Genomic DNA, 14,069 nt, shown 5'->3' with positions numbered 1-14,069 from the left:
ACTTCCGTTATAAAAGGCAGCCCGTAACAGGCTGCCTTTTTGCTTTTTACTGGGGTTTATCTTTCAGCGGGAAGCGGCGGCGAACCAGCACAAAGAACAGCGGCACAAAGAAGATCGCCAGTACCGTGGCGGAGATCATCCCGCCCATCACTCCGGTCCCGACCGCGTGCTGGCTGCCGGACCCGGCACCGCTGCTGATCACCATCGGCAGGACGCCGAAAATAAAGGCCAGCGAAGTCATCAGAATCGGTCTCAGGCGCTGGCGCGATGCTTCCAGGGTCGATTCCACCAGGTCGCCGCCGCGGGTGTTCATCTCACTGGCAAATTCAACGATCAGGATGGCATTTTTCGCCGACAGTCCGATCACGGTCAGCAGACCGACCTGGAAATAGACATCGTTTTCCAGCCCACGCAGCCAGGTGGCCACCAGCGCCCCAATCACCCCCAGCGGTACCACCAGCATGACCGAGAAAGGAATCGACCAACTTTCGTACAGGGCGGCCAGGCACAGGAACACCACCAGTAACGACAGGGCATACAGCGCCGGGGCCTGTGCGCCCGTCATACGCTCCTGCAGCGATGCCCCTGTCCACTGCAGGCCAATCCCCACCGGCAGCTGGCTGACCAACTTCTCCATCACGTCCATGGCCGCACCGTTACTGACGCCCGGTGCCGATTCCCCCACAATTTCAACGGCGGAATAGCCGTTGTAGCGTTCAAGCCGGGGTGAACCACTCTCCCAGTGAGAGCGGGCAAAGGCGGTGAAGGGCACCATTTCGCCGCTGGCATTGCGGACGTACCACTTGCTGATATCGTCTGGCAGCATGCGGAAGGTAGCGTCAGCCTGGACATAAACTTTTTTCACCCGTCCTCTGTCAAGGAAGTCATTGACGTAGGTTGATCCCCAGCCGGTTTGCAGCGTCGCGTTAATATCATCCAGCGACACGCCCAGGGCCTGGGCTTTCCGCTGGTCAATATCAATGCGCAACTGCGGGCTGTCATCCAGACCGTTATGACGGACCCGGGTCAGGGACGGGTTGCTTTGCGCCAGCTCAAGCAGGCTGTTGCGTGCCGCCATCAGCGCGGTATGGCCCAGCCCGGCATGATCCTGCAGCTCCATATCAAAGCCGGCCGAGTTGCCCAGCCCGGTGATGGCGGGTGGGCTGCTGGCAATCACTTTCGCCTCATTGATTTTTGCAAAGGCTTTGGTGGCGCGCTCAATAATGGCGAAGGCGGTATTGTCACTGCCGGTGCGATCCTGCCAGTCTTTCAGGCGGACGAACATACGTGCCACGTTCTGCCCGTTGCCGCCGGGGCCGGCACCCACGGTGGCGAATACCGACAGCACGTTGTCTTTTTCGTGCGTCAGATAGTACTTCTCGACTTTTTCCACCACTTTCATGGTCTGTTGCAGGGTGGCGCCTGGCGGCAGTTGAACCTGCGTGGTGAAAATACCCCGGTCTTCCAGCGGCAGGAAAGAAGTGGGCAGGCGAATAAACAGCAGGGCCATCACGGCGATCAGCGCCACATACAGCACCAGCCAGCGTCCCCCTTTGGCCAGAATTTTGCCCACGCCGCGCTCGTAGCGTTCAGCGCTGAGGTTAAACAGGCGGTTAAACCAGCCAAAGAATCCCCGGCGGCCGTGATGGTGGCCTTTGGCCAGTGGTTTCAGCAGCGTGGCACACAGGGCAGGGGTAAGGATCATCGCTACCAGTACGGAGAGCACCATGGCGGAGACAATCGTGACTGAAAACTGGCGATAGATAGCCCCGGTGGTGCCGCCGAAGAAGGCCATCGGGATAAAGACCGCCGACAGCACCAGCGCGATACCGACCAGCGCCCCCTGTATCTGCCCCATGGATTTGCGCGTCGCCTCGCGCGGCGACAGGCCTTCTTCACTCATAATACGTTCGACGTTTTCCACCACCACGATGGCATCATCCACCAGCAGGCCGATGGCCAGCACCATCGCGAACATGGTGAGCGTGTTGATGCTGTAACCGAAGAGATAGAGAATGCCAAAAGTGCCCAGCAGCACCACCGGCACGGCAATGGTCGGGATCAGCGTGGCACGGAAGTTTTGCAGGAACAGGTACATCACCAGGAAGACCAGCAGCACGGCTTCAAACAGGGTTTTCACCACGTCTTCAATGGAGGCTTTGACAAACGGCGTGGTCTCGTAGGCGATCTCCGCCTTCAGCCCGTGGGGAAAATAGTGTGACAGTTCGTCAAGACGGGCGCGGACCAGGGTATCCGTTTGCAGCTCATTGGCCCCGGAGGCCAGCTTGACCCCCAGCCCTGACGCGGCCATGCCGTTATAGCGGCTGAGGTAATCATACTTCTCCGCGCCCAGCTCCACCTTTGCCACATCACCCAGCGTTACCACGGAGCCATCGGCATTGACCCTGAGGGTGATATCGCGGAACTGCTCCGGGGTTTGCAGCAGGGACTGGGCGTTGATGGTGGCATTCAGCGCCTGGCTGTCGACAGAGGGCAGCCCGCCCAACTGGCCTACCGCCACCTGGCTGTTCTGCGATTTAATGGCGGTGACCACATCGCTGGTGGTCAGGGCATAGTTAATCAGCTTATTGGGATCGAGCCAGATACGCATGGCATACTGCGAACCGTAAGCATCCACCTGGCCTACGCCGTCGATGCGGCTGAGGGGATCCTGAATATTACTGGCAACATAGTCCGAGATATCCTGTTTATCCATGCTGCCGTCGGTCGACACGAAGGCGACCATCAGGATATTAGTATCACCGGTTTTATTGACCGTCACGCCCTGCGACTGAACATCCTGCGGCAGTTTTCGCAGCGCAGATTGCAACTGGTTCTGCACCTGCTGGCGGGCCTCATCAGGGTTTGTCCCGGCTTCAAAAGTCAGCGTAATCGTTGCCTGGCCGGTATTGCTGCTCTGCGACGACATATACATCAGGTTATCGATGCCGGTCATATTCTGCTCGATCACCTGGGTAACGGTGTTTTCCAGCGTTTCAGCAGACGCACCCGGATAGTTGGCGGTGATGCGGACGTTAGGCGGGGCCAGGTCGGGATATTGTTCAATGGGCAGAGAGACGATGGCCAGACCCCCGGTCAGACACATCAGAATTGCCAGCACCCAGGCAAAAATAGGGCGATCGATAAAGAAGTTGGCCATCTCAAGCTCCGCAGCATGTATATCCGTCATCATGTTACCGCGGCAGGCGCGTCGCACGCCCGTTCGCGCCGGTCAGATAACGATCTGCGCGCGGGGCGTTACGGGCTGGCGTCAGCCTGCAGGATGGATGATGGTGGGTATAACCTCAAAAAATAACAAAATAGTGCCTGTGTTCCCTGCGGCGTTCGGGGCAAATATCCCGTCGGTCTCTCTGGCCGGTACGGGACAAATTTATGAATTTATTCAACGTGCTCCGGCAGGGGACCACTGTACCCGCCGCCGGCGAAACAATCGTGGAGAAATTGAGGAGAATATGTAAATTATGCCACAGGTAAACGCACCTGTGGTTACAGACTGGCGTGATGCGACTCCAGCCACATCACGGTGGCTGCCACCCGCGAACGGACGTTCAGCTTGCGTAATACGTTGCGGATATGGACTTTGACCGTCTGCTCCGAAATGGTCAGGTTTTCGGCAATCTGCTTGTTAGACAGGCCGCAGGCTACCTCTTTCATCACCTCCTGCTCACGTTCGGTCAGAATAATAAACGGATCAGCTTTCCAGCTGTCGTTATCACGCAGCGCGTTAAGCGGCGCGCTGAACGCGACGCCCCCCTCTGCCACCTGGATAATTTGTGACAGCAGCTGTTCCGGGGCGCTGTCCTTCAGCAGATAACCGCTGGCCCCGGCTTCCAGCAGGGCGGAAATATCGCTGCGCTGGTCAGAAATCGTCAGCACCAGGATCCGGGCGGGTATGCCGTTGGCGCGCAGGGCGTTAAACGTCTCCAGACCGGACAGACCCTTCATTTTCAAATCTAGCAGGATCAGATCTGGCGGGTTCAGCAGCGCCTGCGCTATCGCATCGTGACCATTGCCGGCCTCTGCAATCACCCTGAACCGGGGCTCCAGCGCCAGCAGTTGGCGAATGCCGTTACGCATCAGAGGGTGATCGTCGACAATCATCACGCTGACGGTGTTGTCTTCCATGGTGCTACTCCTTGTCAGAACCCATTTCGGTTAGCGGTTTAAAGTGTAAAGACACGCGCGTGCCTCCGTGCGCATGGCGCACGATGGTCAGCTGGCCGTTCAGCCTTGCAGCGCGCTCATGCATGATGTTCAGGCCGTAGTGACCCTCGGGTTCTTCCAGCGAGGCAATGCCCACGCCGTTATCATCAATGACTATCGTCAGCCCGCTTGTCGCATCGTAATCGCCGCTGACGGCGATCTCCGTTGAGTTCGCATGCTGTACGGCATTAAGCAGGGCCTCGCGGACAATCTGCAATACGTGAATATGCTGCTGGGCCGGAAGCCGCACTTCAAGCTGTCCCTTCAGCACAATCGGTGCGGCGGTCTGCTGGCGCAGGGGAGCGATGACCTGCTCCAGGGCGCGCGTCAGGCTGGCCGGTTCAATGGTCAGCCGGAAGGTGGTGAGCAGTTCGCGCAGCTGCCGGTTTGCCGTGCTCAGTGCCTCTTCAAACTCGGTCACGATCTCCCTCGCAGCGGTGGCCTCCGCGTCCAGAGTACGTTTCAGTCTGACCAGCTGAATGCGTAAAAAGGTCAGGGATTGCGCCAGCGAATCATGCAGTTCACGGGCGATGGTCGTACGCTCCTCCAGCAGCAGCAGACTCTGCACCTGCTGCTGTGCCTGCCACAGCTCCAGCGCATGGACGAGTAAAGCGGCCACGCTTTTCATCAGCGGCGACTCGCTCTCCTCCGCCTGCCAGTGCAGCACACCGCAGGGGGGCTGCTCCGGGTGTGGGTGAAGGGGCAGCGTCTGCCACGCCCTGTCCGGCACACTACGCCCTGCGCTCAGTCGCCCAAACTCGGGCGTGGAAAGCTCAATGTAACTGAGCTTTTCATGGTCAGACACCAGCCGCAGCGTTTGCTGAAACGCCTCCTGCCCCTTGATGCTGTGACTGAGCTGCTGCGAACAGGCGTAAAGCAGCCTGAGGCGGCGGTTGGCCTGGGTTAAATCGGCGGTCTTTTCCTCCACATTCAGGGACATCGCCCGCCACGACTTTTCCAGTTCGCCGGACATTCGGGTAAACGCCCGTGCCAGCACCCCCAGTTCATTTGGCAGGTCGGTGCTGAGTGGGGGGAGATGAAAGCGCCGCTGTTCAATCGCTTCGCTGGCGCTGACCAGCTGTTGCAGCGGGCCGACCACCCGCTGGCGAATATGACGCAGAATAAACCAGACCCTCAGGCTAATGGCCAGTAAACCCAGCAGGCAGGCGAGGGCGGCCAGACGCATTTTCAGCTCGGCCCAGTGCTGCAGAGCCAGCACAAACTGGTCGATTTTATCAACCTCGGTAATCACCTGCTGGTGGTTTCCCGCTGTCGCGGAGGCGGTCTGCCGCGCGGTGACCAGCAGTTCACGATAGCGCTGGCGCACGGTATCCGGCACATAAAAACGGTCCAGCGCTTCCAGCGCAGGGGAGTGCAGTGTGCGCTGATAGTCGGCGATATGCTGTGCAGAAAGGGGGGAGCGCGTGCTGATGTCCCAGCTCAGGCGATAGACCTGCATCCGCAGGGAGCCTGCCAGATTGACTGCTTCTGCATCGCGCAAGCTGCCGGAAAGCGTCAGCAGCGCCAGCCCGCTGGAAATGACGGACAGAAGAACAATAGTAAACAGCGCGCGGGCCAGGCTGTGCGTCAGGGAGCGGGTGATGGTCACATTAATCATCCTTAATATCAGGAGGGTTATTATAACGCCGCGCTAAGGTTTACTGAAGCAGTAGTACCGGACTGTCACTGACGGTTACATCTGCTGAAATTCGACATATCTCTTTACGCTTCTTGGCAGTGTTACGCGCAATACCAGGAATGTTTTAACGGCTTTACGCCCTGCTCACTCTGCTTTTCATTGAAAAGGTAATAATCAATCCCGTCACTACATTAATCGAAACGATTCCCCGAGGAGCTTCATGATGAACAAGATGTTACCCGCAGTGATCGCGGCCACACTGCTTGCTGCAACGTCATTCTCTACGCTGGCCGCCACGCAGGTGGGACAAAGCCAGGCGGCAGATTTGCAAAGTATTGGCACGGTGTCGGTGAATGGCGTCAGAGGCACGCTGGATGATGCCACCCGTCATCTGGCGAAAAAAGCCGATGCCATGGGCGCCAGCAGCTTCCGGGTGATCGGTGCCAACACCCCGGGCGATTCCAGCCTCTGGTCAGGAAACGCTGAGATTTACCGTTAAGCCCTGTTTTACCCTCATCTCCTGTAGTCCCTGTCTGTCCCTGTGTAGTCTTTAGTGCTTGCACTGACCGACCGCAAATTGCGGTCGGTTTTTTTATGCGCCACCCGACAAAAATTACAAAAGCTCACGATTTCCAGCGTGGAATTTTTGCGTCGATTAATCAGAACGGTTAGGATGCATCGCCGCGATTTTCCTGCTTGCGCATGAATAAAATTACAGCAAACAGGGAGATCTTCCACGCCTGCGTCGCGTACGCAATCGTTTGGTTGGCCTATTAGAAACAGGATACCCGGGACAGGTAACCGCATCACTTTGTGGACAGGAAATAGGAATGACAATGAAAGCTGAAAAGAAAACGGGCGCAGAAAAGCGCGCTGCAAGAAGGCGTTGGTTAAACTCTCATGATTCTGGCTACCATAAAGCTATGGACAATCGTCACGTACAGATGATTGCCATCGGTGGCGCGATTGGTACAGGGCTGTTTCTCGGTGCGGGCTCCCGCCTGCAGGCCGCCGGTCCGGCACTGGCCATTGTCTATCTGGTCTGTGGTATTTTCTCTTTCTTCATTCTTCGTGCGCTGGGTGAACTGGTTCTGCACCGTCCCTCAAGCGGCAGTTTCGTTTCTTATTCCCGCGAATTCCTCGGTGAGAAAGCCTCCTACGTGGCGGGCTGGATGTACTTTGTTAACTGGGCGATGACCGGGATTGTCGATATCACCGCCGTTGCGCTGTATATGCACTACTGGGGCGCGTTCGGTGATGTGCCGCAGTGGGTGTTTGCCCTCGGGGCGCTGGCCATTGTTGGCACCATGAACATGATCGGCGTGAAGTGGTTTGCCGAAATGGAGTTCTGGTTTGCCCTGATTAAAGTGCTGGCGATTGTCATCTTCCTGGTGGTGGGCGTGGTGTTCCTCGGCAGCGGCAAGCCGCTGGATGGCAATGCGACGGGCTTCCACCTGATCAGCGATAACGGCGGCTTCTTCCCGAACGGGCTGATGCCGGCGCTGGTGCTGGTGCAGGGGGTGGTGTTTGCCTTCGCCTCCATTGAACTGGTGGGCACGGCGGCTGGCGAGTGTAAAGACCCGAAAACCATGCTGCCAAAAGCAATTAACAGCGTGATCTGGCGTATCGGCCTGTTCTACGTCGGGTCGGTGGTGCTGCTGGTCCTTCTGCTGCCGTGGAATGCCTATCAGGCAGGGCAGAGTCCGTTTGTGACCTTCTTCTCCAAACTTGGCGTACCTTACGTCGGCAGCATTATGAATATCGTGGTACTGAGCGCGGCGCTGTCCAGTCTGAACTCAGGCCTCTACTCGACGGGACGTATTCTGCGCTCCATGTCGATGGGCGGCTCCGCACCGAAATTCATGTCGAAAATGAGCGGCCAGCAGGTTCCTTACATGGGTATCCTGGTGACCATCGGTGTCTACATTATTGGTGTCTACCTGAACTATGTGGTGCCCTCCCGCGTCTTCGAAATTGTGCTGAATGTCGCGGCGCTGGGGATCCTTTCTTCCTGGGCGTTTATCGTGGTGTGCCAGATGCGCCTGCGCAAAGCCATTAAAGAAGGCAAAGCGGAAGATGTCAGCTTCAAGCTGCCGTGGGCTCCGTTTACTTCATGGTTAACGCTGCTGTTCCTGTTCAGCGTGCTGGTGCTGATGGCATTTGACTATCCGAACGGGACCTACACCGTGGCGGCTATCCCGCTGATTGCCATCGTGCTGGTGCTGGGCTGGTTTGGCGCGCGCAAGCGGGTTCATGCGCTGGCGCAGGAAGAACACAACCACTGATAAACCGGGGGACGATGTCATCGTCCTGTTCCCCGAGTTGCTTAAGCAGGGCGGCCCTCACCGGGCCGCCTTTTCTTATTATTCTCATCGCTCTGGACGTCAAAACCCTCTATGATCCTCCTCTCCCGGAAACCCAAACGGAGACGGTATGTCAGCCAAGATTGACGTTATCAAAAATAAGATCCTGTCAGAAAACTGGTTCACCCTGCGTAATTTCACTTACGACCTGACGAAAAAAGACGGCTCCACCCTCCGCCATAAACGCGAAGTTTACGATCGCGGCAACGGTGCCACCATCCTGCTGTACAATCGCGAAAAAAACAGCGTGGTGCTGACGCGCCAGTTCCGTATTGCCACTTGGGTAAACGGTAATCCTTCGGGCATGCTGATTGAAACCTGCGCCGGACTGCTGGACGACGACTCCCCGGAAGTGTGCATTCGCCGCGAGGCCACAGAGGAAACCGGCTACGTGGTCGGGGAGGTGGAGAAGCTGTTTGCCCTGTATATGTCCCCGGGCGGCGTTACCGAGATGGTGCACTTTTTTGCGGCCGAGTACAGTGAGTCGCGGCGTGACAACGCGGGCGGCGGCATTGATGACGAGGATATTGACGTGCTGGAAATGACCTTCCCGGAGGCCTGGGCGATGGTGAAGGATGGCCGGATCCAGGACGGTAAAACCGTGACGCTGTTGCAGCACGCGCTGCTGGAGGGCTGGCTGCACCATTAACCATCACCGACTGACACAGATCGCCGTGTGCGGAGCGATGGCCTGGATTGGGCGGATGCTGCTGTAGCCGGGCTAACGCATCGGCATACGGCGGCATGGAATGAGCCGCCCCTGACGGCGCGAGCAGTCACTAATATTGGCCCCGTTCCACGCCAGCGCCTGTTGTCATTCTTTATCTTTCAGGCTGTCGGTAATTAAAAAGTCGACGTCGCGGTAATGACAAATATGGGCAAACGACGGTTGCAGAAATTTACCGGTATCCAGCAATAAGTATTTCCTTTCAGACGCCAGCAGCACCTGCTGTTTTAAATGCCCTTTTATTCATTCCCTTCCCGCAGATAACCGTCGGTACCCAAGCTGCCGCAGGAAAAGAAGGCTTTATTAATTAAAAACTCCGTGAGGGGACGCACAGCCACCACGCCGGTAAAATCTTCATTGCGGGCAGAATATTCACCGCTGAGACAGCGGGTGCGTAAATTGCTTTTTACCGCCCGTGTTTCTACCGTTCTCAGTGAATGAGTGAGTACGTTTAATTCAATATCCGGCAGCTGGCGGGCCAGGCACCACTCCGCCCGTCCAGCCACCAGTGCGCGGCCCTGCTGGCTGAGTATGTCGATGATTTGTCGCTGACGTTCAATCGGCATCATAAATATCTCCGGTGTAGATAAAAGGTACGGCATCGTTCCGCGCAAAACGCGCACCAGACAGGCGTCCGGCCCCCGGGGGTTAACGTTGCGCCATAAAGTGATCGCTCTCTAAATAAATGCAGGGGTTTTACTGTTTTTTCTTATATAAGAGTGACGTGTGTCACATTAATTGGGGTGAATATGCTGGCTTTTACTAAAATTGATTTCCTGACATTTTATCGGTAACTGAAAATATCATCACTGTTGCTAACCGTTTATGTGGTGTTGACCCATTCCCCCCCCACCGGCACAGGCGACTGTCCGATAAATCTGATTGAGGCCATGACGTTAACTGAGCATGATAGAGGGGCCCTACGGGTTGCCCGTCACGGGCTTTCTTTTCTGCATTACCTTACAGGGACTTCATCGAGCAATGTCTTACTGGACGAAATGGTTATGGTTGCTTTCGCTCTCTTACGTCGCTTCTGGACAGGCACAGCCGTTGCAGAAGACCTTCTCTGACTGGCAGATCACCTGTAACAATCTCAACAGCTGCGAAGTGCGCAGCATTCCCGGCAATAACGGCCTGGCGATGACGCTGGAGCGTGAGGCTGGCAGCGATGCCCCGACACAGCTGCGTCTTGATTACGGTAATCGTTACAGCGGACCGCTGCCCGGCGGTGCGCTGCGTGACAATCTGCTGCTGGACGGGCGGCGGCTGCGGCTCGATCTCAAACACTGGGAGGTGGAGCCGCATCACCTGCTGACCACGCACGCCATTTCGATAGATGAATTCCTGGCGCAGGTGATGGACGCCGGTACGCTGCAACTGCTGTACCGGGCGGATGCGGTGATCGGCATGCGCGGGCTCAAGGAAGCACTGATGCTGATGGATGAAATTCAGGGGAGGGTGAACGGCAGTAGCGCCCTGATCCAGCGCGGCAATGACGCGGCCAGCCGCGTCCCGCCCGCCCCGCAGCTACCGCAGATCAGTGCGCCGCCGCGAATGCCGCAGGCCCTGACCCAGGAGGAGTCGAGCGGGCTGATTGATTTTGGCACCTGGCGGGTGAACAGCGATAGCTGTTCGCTGGATCCACTGCGCCGTGAAGTCAGTGTTTCACCGCTCAGTGATGACAAAGCGCTGCTGCTGGTCAGCTGTGAAATGGGGGCCTACAACGTCATCGATCTGGCGTTTGAGGTGACGCGGACAGCCCCCTATGTGTCGAAAAGTATTACCCTGACCCTGCCGTTTTCTTTGCCGGATCGCAGCGATAATAATCTGGAGCTGGTGAATGCCGACTTTGACGCGGCGCGCGGTGAGCTGCTGACCTTTAGTAAGGATCGCGGGCTGGGCGACTGCGGGGTGGCCACGCGCTGGCAGTATAATGGCCGCCAGTTCGTGCTGGCAGAGTACGCACAGGAGAAAACCTGTGACGCCTGGCACAGCAGCGATCAGTGGCCGGTACTGTGGGAAAGCCAGTCCGTTGCACCGCAGCAGGACCCGGGCATGGTGGCAATGCAGGCGCAGTGAGCCGGTGCTCGCTGCGCTCAGGCATCGCAATAGGCCATCAGGTAATAAAACAGTAAATGGATGGCGGCAATTCCAGCCAGGGTCAGCGCCACGAACCCCACGTCATAGTCGGTAAGAAAATCGCCCAGCCGTGAGGTTAACCGCGTCACCTTCTTCATGCTCATTAAAAGGTGTAGGTGACGGCCGCTGTCGCTGTGGCTTCGTTACGGCGGAAAACAATCGGGCTGTCACCCGCATGATCACTGAGCCAGGTGTAGCCTGCCACCAGCGTGGTGCCCCACTGCGGCGTAAACTGATGTCCCCAGGTGACGCTGTTTTCCACACCATAAAGGCCGCCGGGGGCCGAATAGCGGCGATACCCGCTGCGGGTGCTCTGCTGCCCGCTGACTCCGTAAAAGGTATTCATATAGCGGCTGTCACCGAATAACGCGGCAGACTGGAAGGCCAGCGTATCGCTGTCGTTTTGCAGGGGGATCAGCGTCACCGACGTCTGATATTGCACCCCCTGACTGTCGCTTAACGGCAGCGTTGCTTTGCCCTCGACGGACAGCCAGGGTTCAATGGTCCAGCCGACCGCGACCGCCGTGTTCAGGGCGACGTCAATATTTCCCATCCCTTTCAGTTTGTCGGACCCGTCACGCCATGACGCGTTTTTCTCTGACCGCCCCAGGCTGTAGCCCAGCGTGTGTTCAAGATAGAGTCCCGAATCAGCCTGCAGGTCATAGCCCAGCCCCTTTTGCGAATCAAAAAACACCGCGCCATCACGCGCCTGAATGACCGGGGCAAACTGCCACTGGCGCTGGTCGGACCCGCTGTAACGCGGGGCACTGGTCGCGCCAACCCCCACGGTCAGGCTGGTCGGATCGGCGGCGCAGGCACCGGCGATCAGCGTGATGTTCATAACGGCAATACAGCTAATGCACAGGGTAAGTTTTCTGGTTATCATCGTCGCTCCTCAGCACCGAATCATTACGGCTCCCAAGCGGCCGCGCATCTGATACCGAATGATGAACAGGCAGTGTCAATTTCCTGCCAGGGTTTTATGAAGAAACAATCAAGGTGAGTAAATGCAGATGAAACGCGTACTGATTATTGAGGACGACGCGGATGCGGCTAATGTCCTGGAAGCTTATTTACGGCGGGAAAGCTTTAATGTGGCGATCGCCAGCGACGGTCTTGCCGGGCTGGAGATGGCGCAGAGCTGGAAGCCAGATCTGATCCTGCTGGATATTATGCTGCCGGTGATGAACGGCAGTGATGTGCTGGCCGCCGTGCGGCGCAAGGGCGATATTCCGGTGATTATGGTTTCCGCCATGGGCGACACGCCGGACAAAATCGGCGCGCTGCGCTACGGGGCCGATGATTACGTTGTTAAACCGTACAACCCCGGTGAAGTGGTGGCACGCGTGCATGCCGTGCTGCGCCGGGCTTCCGTGCGTACCGGTCAGAAAGAACTCCTACGCTGGCAGGGGCTGGAAGTGGATACGGAGTCGCTGACGGCGGTCGTCAGGCACGACGGCGAAAGCGTCACCTGGCTGGAGCTTACGCCGACGGAACTCTCCCTGCTCACCACGCTGATGCAGTCCCAGACCTATCCTTTTTCCCGCCAGCAGCTGCTGGAGCGCTGCCTGCCCGAGAGCGAAGCGCTGGAGCGCGTGGTGGATACTCACGTATACAACCTGCGTAAGAAACTGGAAAACGCGGGCATTGCGGACGTGCTGCATAACGTGCGCGGCGTCGGCTACCGGTTCAGACAGCCATGAGTCAGCCAAAAGAACAGAGTCTGTGGCGCTGGATCTGCATGCGGATCCTTGCGCTGGTGATGGGGTCGGTGGTGATGATCGGCTTCTGCATGTGGCTGCGCTTTGTGATCCAGAAATACTGGGTGCTCAACCGTATGCCGCCCGCAGAGAGTCAGGAGCTGGCTATCCTGTTAAAAAATCCCGAACGCGACGTCTTACGCTTTCACCAGCTGGCGGATGCCGGGTTTGGCATCAGCTATTCAGTGCCTGACATCACCTCTTCTGACTGGATAACGTTGTGGGTGTTAATCCTGATGGCCATGCCGGTGATTATTGTTCTCGGACTACGTGCCGCCAGGCCGCTTTCGGAGCAGTTCAGCCGGCTGGCCACGGCGGCACGATCCGTGGCGCACGGCGAATTTGGTACCCGGGCCGATACGGTGGAAAACGCGCCTGCGGAGCTGGCGCAGTTCACGGAAGACTTTAATCTGATGTCCCGGCAGCTGGAACGTTACGATCGGGAACTGCGGGCTTCCCATGTTGCGATGGCTCACGAGCTGCGATCGCCGCTAACCGCCGCTATCGGACGGCTGCAGGGCATGCTGGACGGCGTGTTTGCGCCCGATCTGACCCAGTTAAATATGGTGATGAAGCAGCTGCAACACCTGAACCGTCTCACGGATGAGCTGCATCTACTGTCCCTTGCCGATGCGGGACAGCTCACGTTTACCCTCAATACCTTTGATCTGGTGGAACTGCTGAACGAGCGGTTAGCCTGGATCAGGCCTCAGGCCGTAGCGGCCGCAATGAGCATTAACGTCAGTGCACCGGCCCCCGCCGTTTTTCGCGGCGATCCGTTCAGAATGGGGCAGGTGTTTACTATCCTGCTGGAAAATGCGGTGCGCTATGCTGCCGAAGGCAAGGTGCTGGATATTGAGATAAAGCCCCATCTTAAAGGCTACCTGATTGCTTTTACCGATCATGGGCCGGGTGTGGATGCCGCGTTTCTGCCGCTGATGTTTGAACGGTTCACCCGCGCCGAATCATCCCGCGCGCGCCACTCTGGCGGCAGCGGGCTTGGCCTGTCGATAGCCCGCGCTATCTGTGAAGCCTGCGGGGGGAAGCTGGTGGCCTCACAGCCCGAACACCGGGGGCTGACGATAAGCCTCTATCTGCCGTTTGCCATTCCTGAGGCGGGAATGAAAAATCAGTTGAATTGACATTTCCTTGACAGGACGTGCAGCAAATCTGGACAGTCGCACGATTGAATAGGGCTATCACCGCACAGGAATAGC

Annotated in this window: 11 protein-coding genes and 1 pseudogene; 6 read left to right on the top strand and 6 right to left on the bottom strand. The window is 57.5% G+C overall.

Going from position 1 to position 14,069, the window contains the following annotated elements:
• Positions 1-46: 46 nt before the first annotated feature.
• The 3 genes from acrD to narQ form a co-directional block, all read right to left on the bottom strand.
• Positions 47-3,160 (bottom strand): multidrug efflux RND transporter permease AcrD, encoded by a 3,114-nt coding sequence (gene acrD, locus ACZ3HG_RS20105; RefSeq protein WP_465334163.1) that lies wholly within the window; start codon positions 3,158-3,160, stop codon positions 47-49.
• Between the two features lie 347 nt (positions 3,161-3,507).
• A complete protein-coding gene (locus ACZ3HG_RS20100; protein ID WP_191936834.1) occupies positions 3,508-4,146 on the bottom strand; it encodes a response regulator in 639 nt (212 codons plus the stop codon).
• A gap of 4 nt (positions 4,147-4,150) precedes the next feature.
• Entirely contained in the window at positions 4,151-5,833 is a 1,683-nt protein-coding gene (gene narQ, locus ACZ3HG_RS20095) for a nitrate/nitrite two-component system sensor histidine kinase NarQ (RefSeq protein WP_465334085.1), read from the bottom strand.
• A 253-nt stretch (positions 5,834-6,086) separates the two neighbouring features.
• Between narQ and ACZ3HG_RS20090 the strand changes: the two genes are divergently transcribed.
• From ACZ3HG_RS20090 to nudK, 3 genes are all read left to right on the top strand, one after another.
• A complete protein-coding gene (locus tag ACZ3HG_RS20090) occupies positions 6,087-6,362 on the top strand; it encodes a YdgH/BhsA/McbA family protein (protein ID WP_191934829.1) in 276 nt (91 codons plus the stop codon).
• A gap of 337 nt (positions 6,363-6,699) precedes the next feature.
• The gene (gene ansP / locus ACZ3HG_RS20085) at positions 6,700-8,148 is read left to right on the top strand and encodes an L-asparagine permease (RefSeq protein ID WP_191934830.1); all 1,449 of its coding nucleotides are present in this window, start codon (positions 6,700-6,702) and stop codon (positions 8,146-8,148) included.
• Positions 8,149-8,296: 148 nt separating this feature from the next.
• On the top strand, positions 8,297-8,875 hold the full coding sequence (gene nudK, locus ACZ3HG_RS20080; protein WP_191934751.1) for a GDP-mannose pyrophosphatase NudK: 579 nt from the start codon (positions 8,297-8,299) through the stop codon (positions 8,873-8,875).
• Positions 8,876-9,043: 168 nt separating this feature from the next.
• Here the strand turns inward: nudK and ACZ3HG_RS20075 are convergent.
• A pseudogene (locus tag ACZ3HG_RS20075) lies at positions 9,044-9,441 on the bottom strand (DeoR/GlpR family DNA-binding transcription regulator); the annotation flags it as partial.
• Between the two features lie 493 nt (positions 9,442-9,934).
• On the opposite strand from ACZ3HG_RS20075, the gene ACZ3HG_RS20070 reads away from it, so the two are divergent.
• Positions 9,935-11,032, top strand: a complete 1,098-nt coding sequence (locus ACZ3HG_RS20070) for a DUF1176 domain-containing protein (protein ID WP_191934752.1) — start codon at positions 9,935-9,937, stop codon at positions 11,030-11,032.
• Between the two features lie 17 nt (positions 11,033-11,049).
• Here ACZ3HG_RS20070 and ACZ3HG_RS20065 read toward each other — a convergent pair whose 3' ends face one another.
• Both ACZ3HG_RS20065 and ACZ3HG_RS20060 read right to left on the bottom strand, forming a co-directional pair.
• Positions 11,050-11,181, bottom strand: a complete 132-nt coding sequence (locus ACZ3HG_RS20065) for a hypothetical protein (protein ID WP_274604299.1) — start codon at positions 11,179-11,181, stop codon at positions 11,050-11,052.
• Positions 11,182-11,195: 14 nt separating this feature from the next.
• Entirely contained in the window at positions 11,196-11,978 is a 783-nt protein-coding gene (locus ACZ3HG_RS20060) for a MipA/OmpV family protein (RefSeq protein WP_465334082.1), read from the bottom strand.
• A 121-nt stretch (positions 11,979-12,099) separates the two neighbouring features.
• Between ACZ3HG_RS20060 and ACZ3HG_RS20055 the strand changes: the two genes are divergently transcribed.
• Together ACZ3HG_RS20055 and ACZ3HG_RS20050 are read left to right on the top strand one after the other, a co-directional pair.
• Entirely contained in the window at positions 12,100-12,795 is a 696-nt protein-coding gene (locus ACZ3HG_RS20055) for a response regulator (RefSeq protein WP_191934754.1), read from the top strand.
• On the top strand, positions 12,792-13,994 hold the full coding sequence (locus ACZ3HG_RS20050) for a sensor histidine kinase (RefSeq protein WP_465334079.1): 1,203 nt from the start codon (positions 12,792-12,794) through the stop codon (positions 13,992-13,994). The genes ACZ3HG_RS20055 and ACZ3HG_RS20050 overlap by 4 nt, the downstream gene beginning before the upstream one ends.
• Positions 13,995-14,069: the final 75 nt, after the last annotated feature.

The sequence above is a fragment of the Erwinia sp. PME.40.26/001 genome (assembly GCF_055556675.1).
Note: the sequence above shows the minus strand (reverse complement) of the source record. Positions and strands in the feature narration are given on the sequence as shown.

What these genes read in the sequence shown, in the direction of transcription:
- acrD (WP_465334163.1), bottom strand. Translation starts at nt 3,160, where the DNA reads ATGGCCAACTTCTTTATCGATCGCCCTATTTTTGCCTGGGTGCTGGCA.
- ACZ3HG_RS20060 (WP_465334082.1), bottom strand. Translation starts at nt 11,978, where the DNA reads ATGATAACCAGAAAACTTACCCTGTGCATTAGCTGTATTGCCGTTATG.
- nudK (WP_191934751.1), top strand. Translation starts at nt 8,297, where the DNA reads ATGTCAGCCAAGATTGACGTTATCAAAAATAAGATCCTGTCAGAAAAC.
- ansP (WP_191934830.1), top strand. Translation starts at nt 6,700, where the DNA reads ATGAAAGCTGAAAAGAAAACGGGCGCAGAAAAGCGCGCTGCAAGAAGG.
- ACZ3HG_RS20050 (WP_465334079.1), top strand. Translation starts at nt 12,792, where the DNA reads ATGAGTCAGCCAAAAGAACAGAGTCTGTGGCGCTGGATCTGCATGCGG.
- ACZ3HG_RS20070 (WP_191934752.1), top strand. Translation starts at nt 9,935, where the DNA reads ATGTCTTACTGGACGAAATGGTTATGGTTGCTTTCGCTCTCTTACGTC.
- ACZ3HG_RS20100 (WP_191936834.1), bottom strand. Translation starts at nt 4,146, where the DNA reads ATGGAAGACAACACCGTCAGCGTGATGATTGTCGACGATCACCCTCTG.
- ACZ3HG_RS20090 (WP_191934829.1), top strand. Translation starts at nt 6,087, where the DNA reads ATGAACAAGATGTTACCCGCAGTGATCGCGGCCACACTGCTTGCTGCA.
- ACZ3HG_RS20055 (WP_191934754.1), top strand. Translation starts at nt 12,100, where the DNA reads ATGCAGATGAAACGCGTACTGATTATTGAGGACGACGCGGATGCGGCT.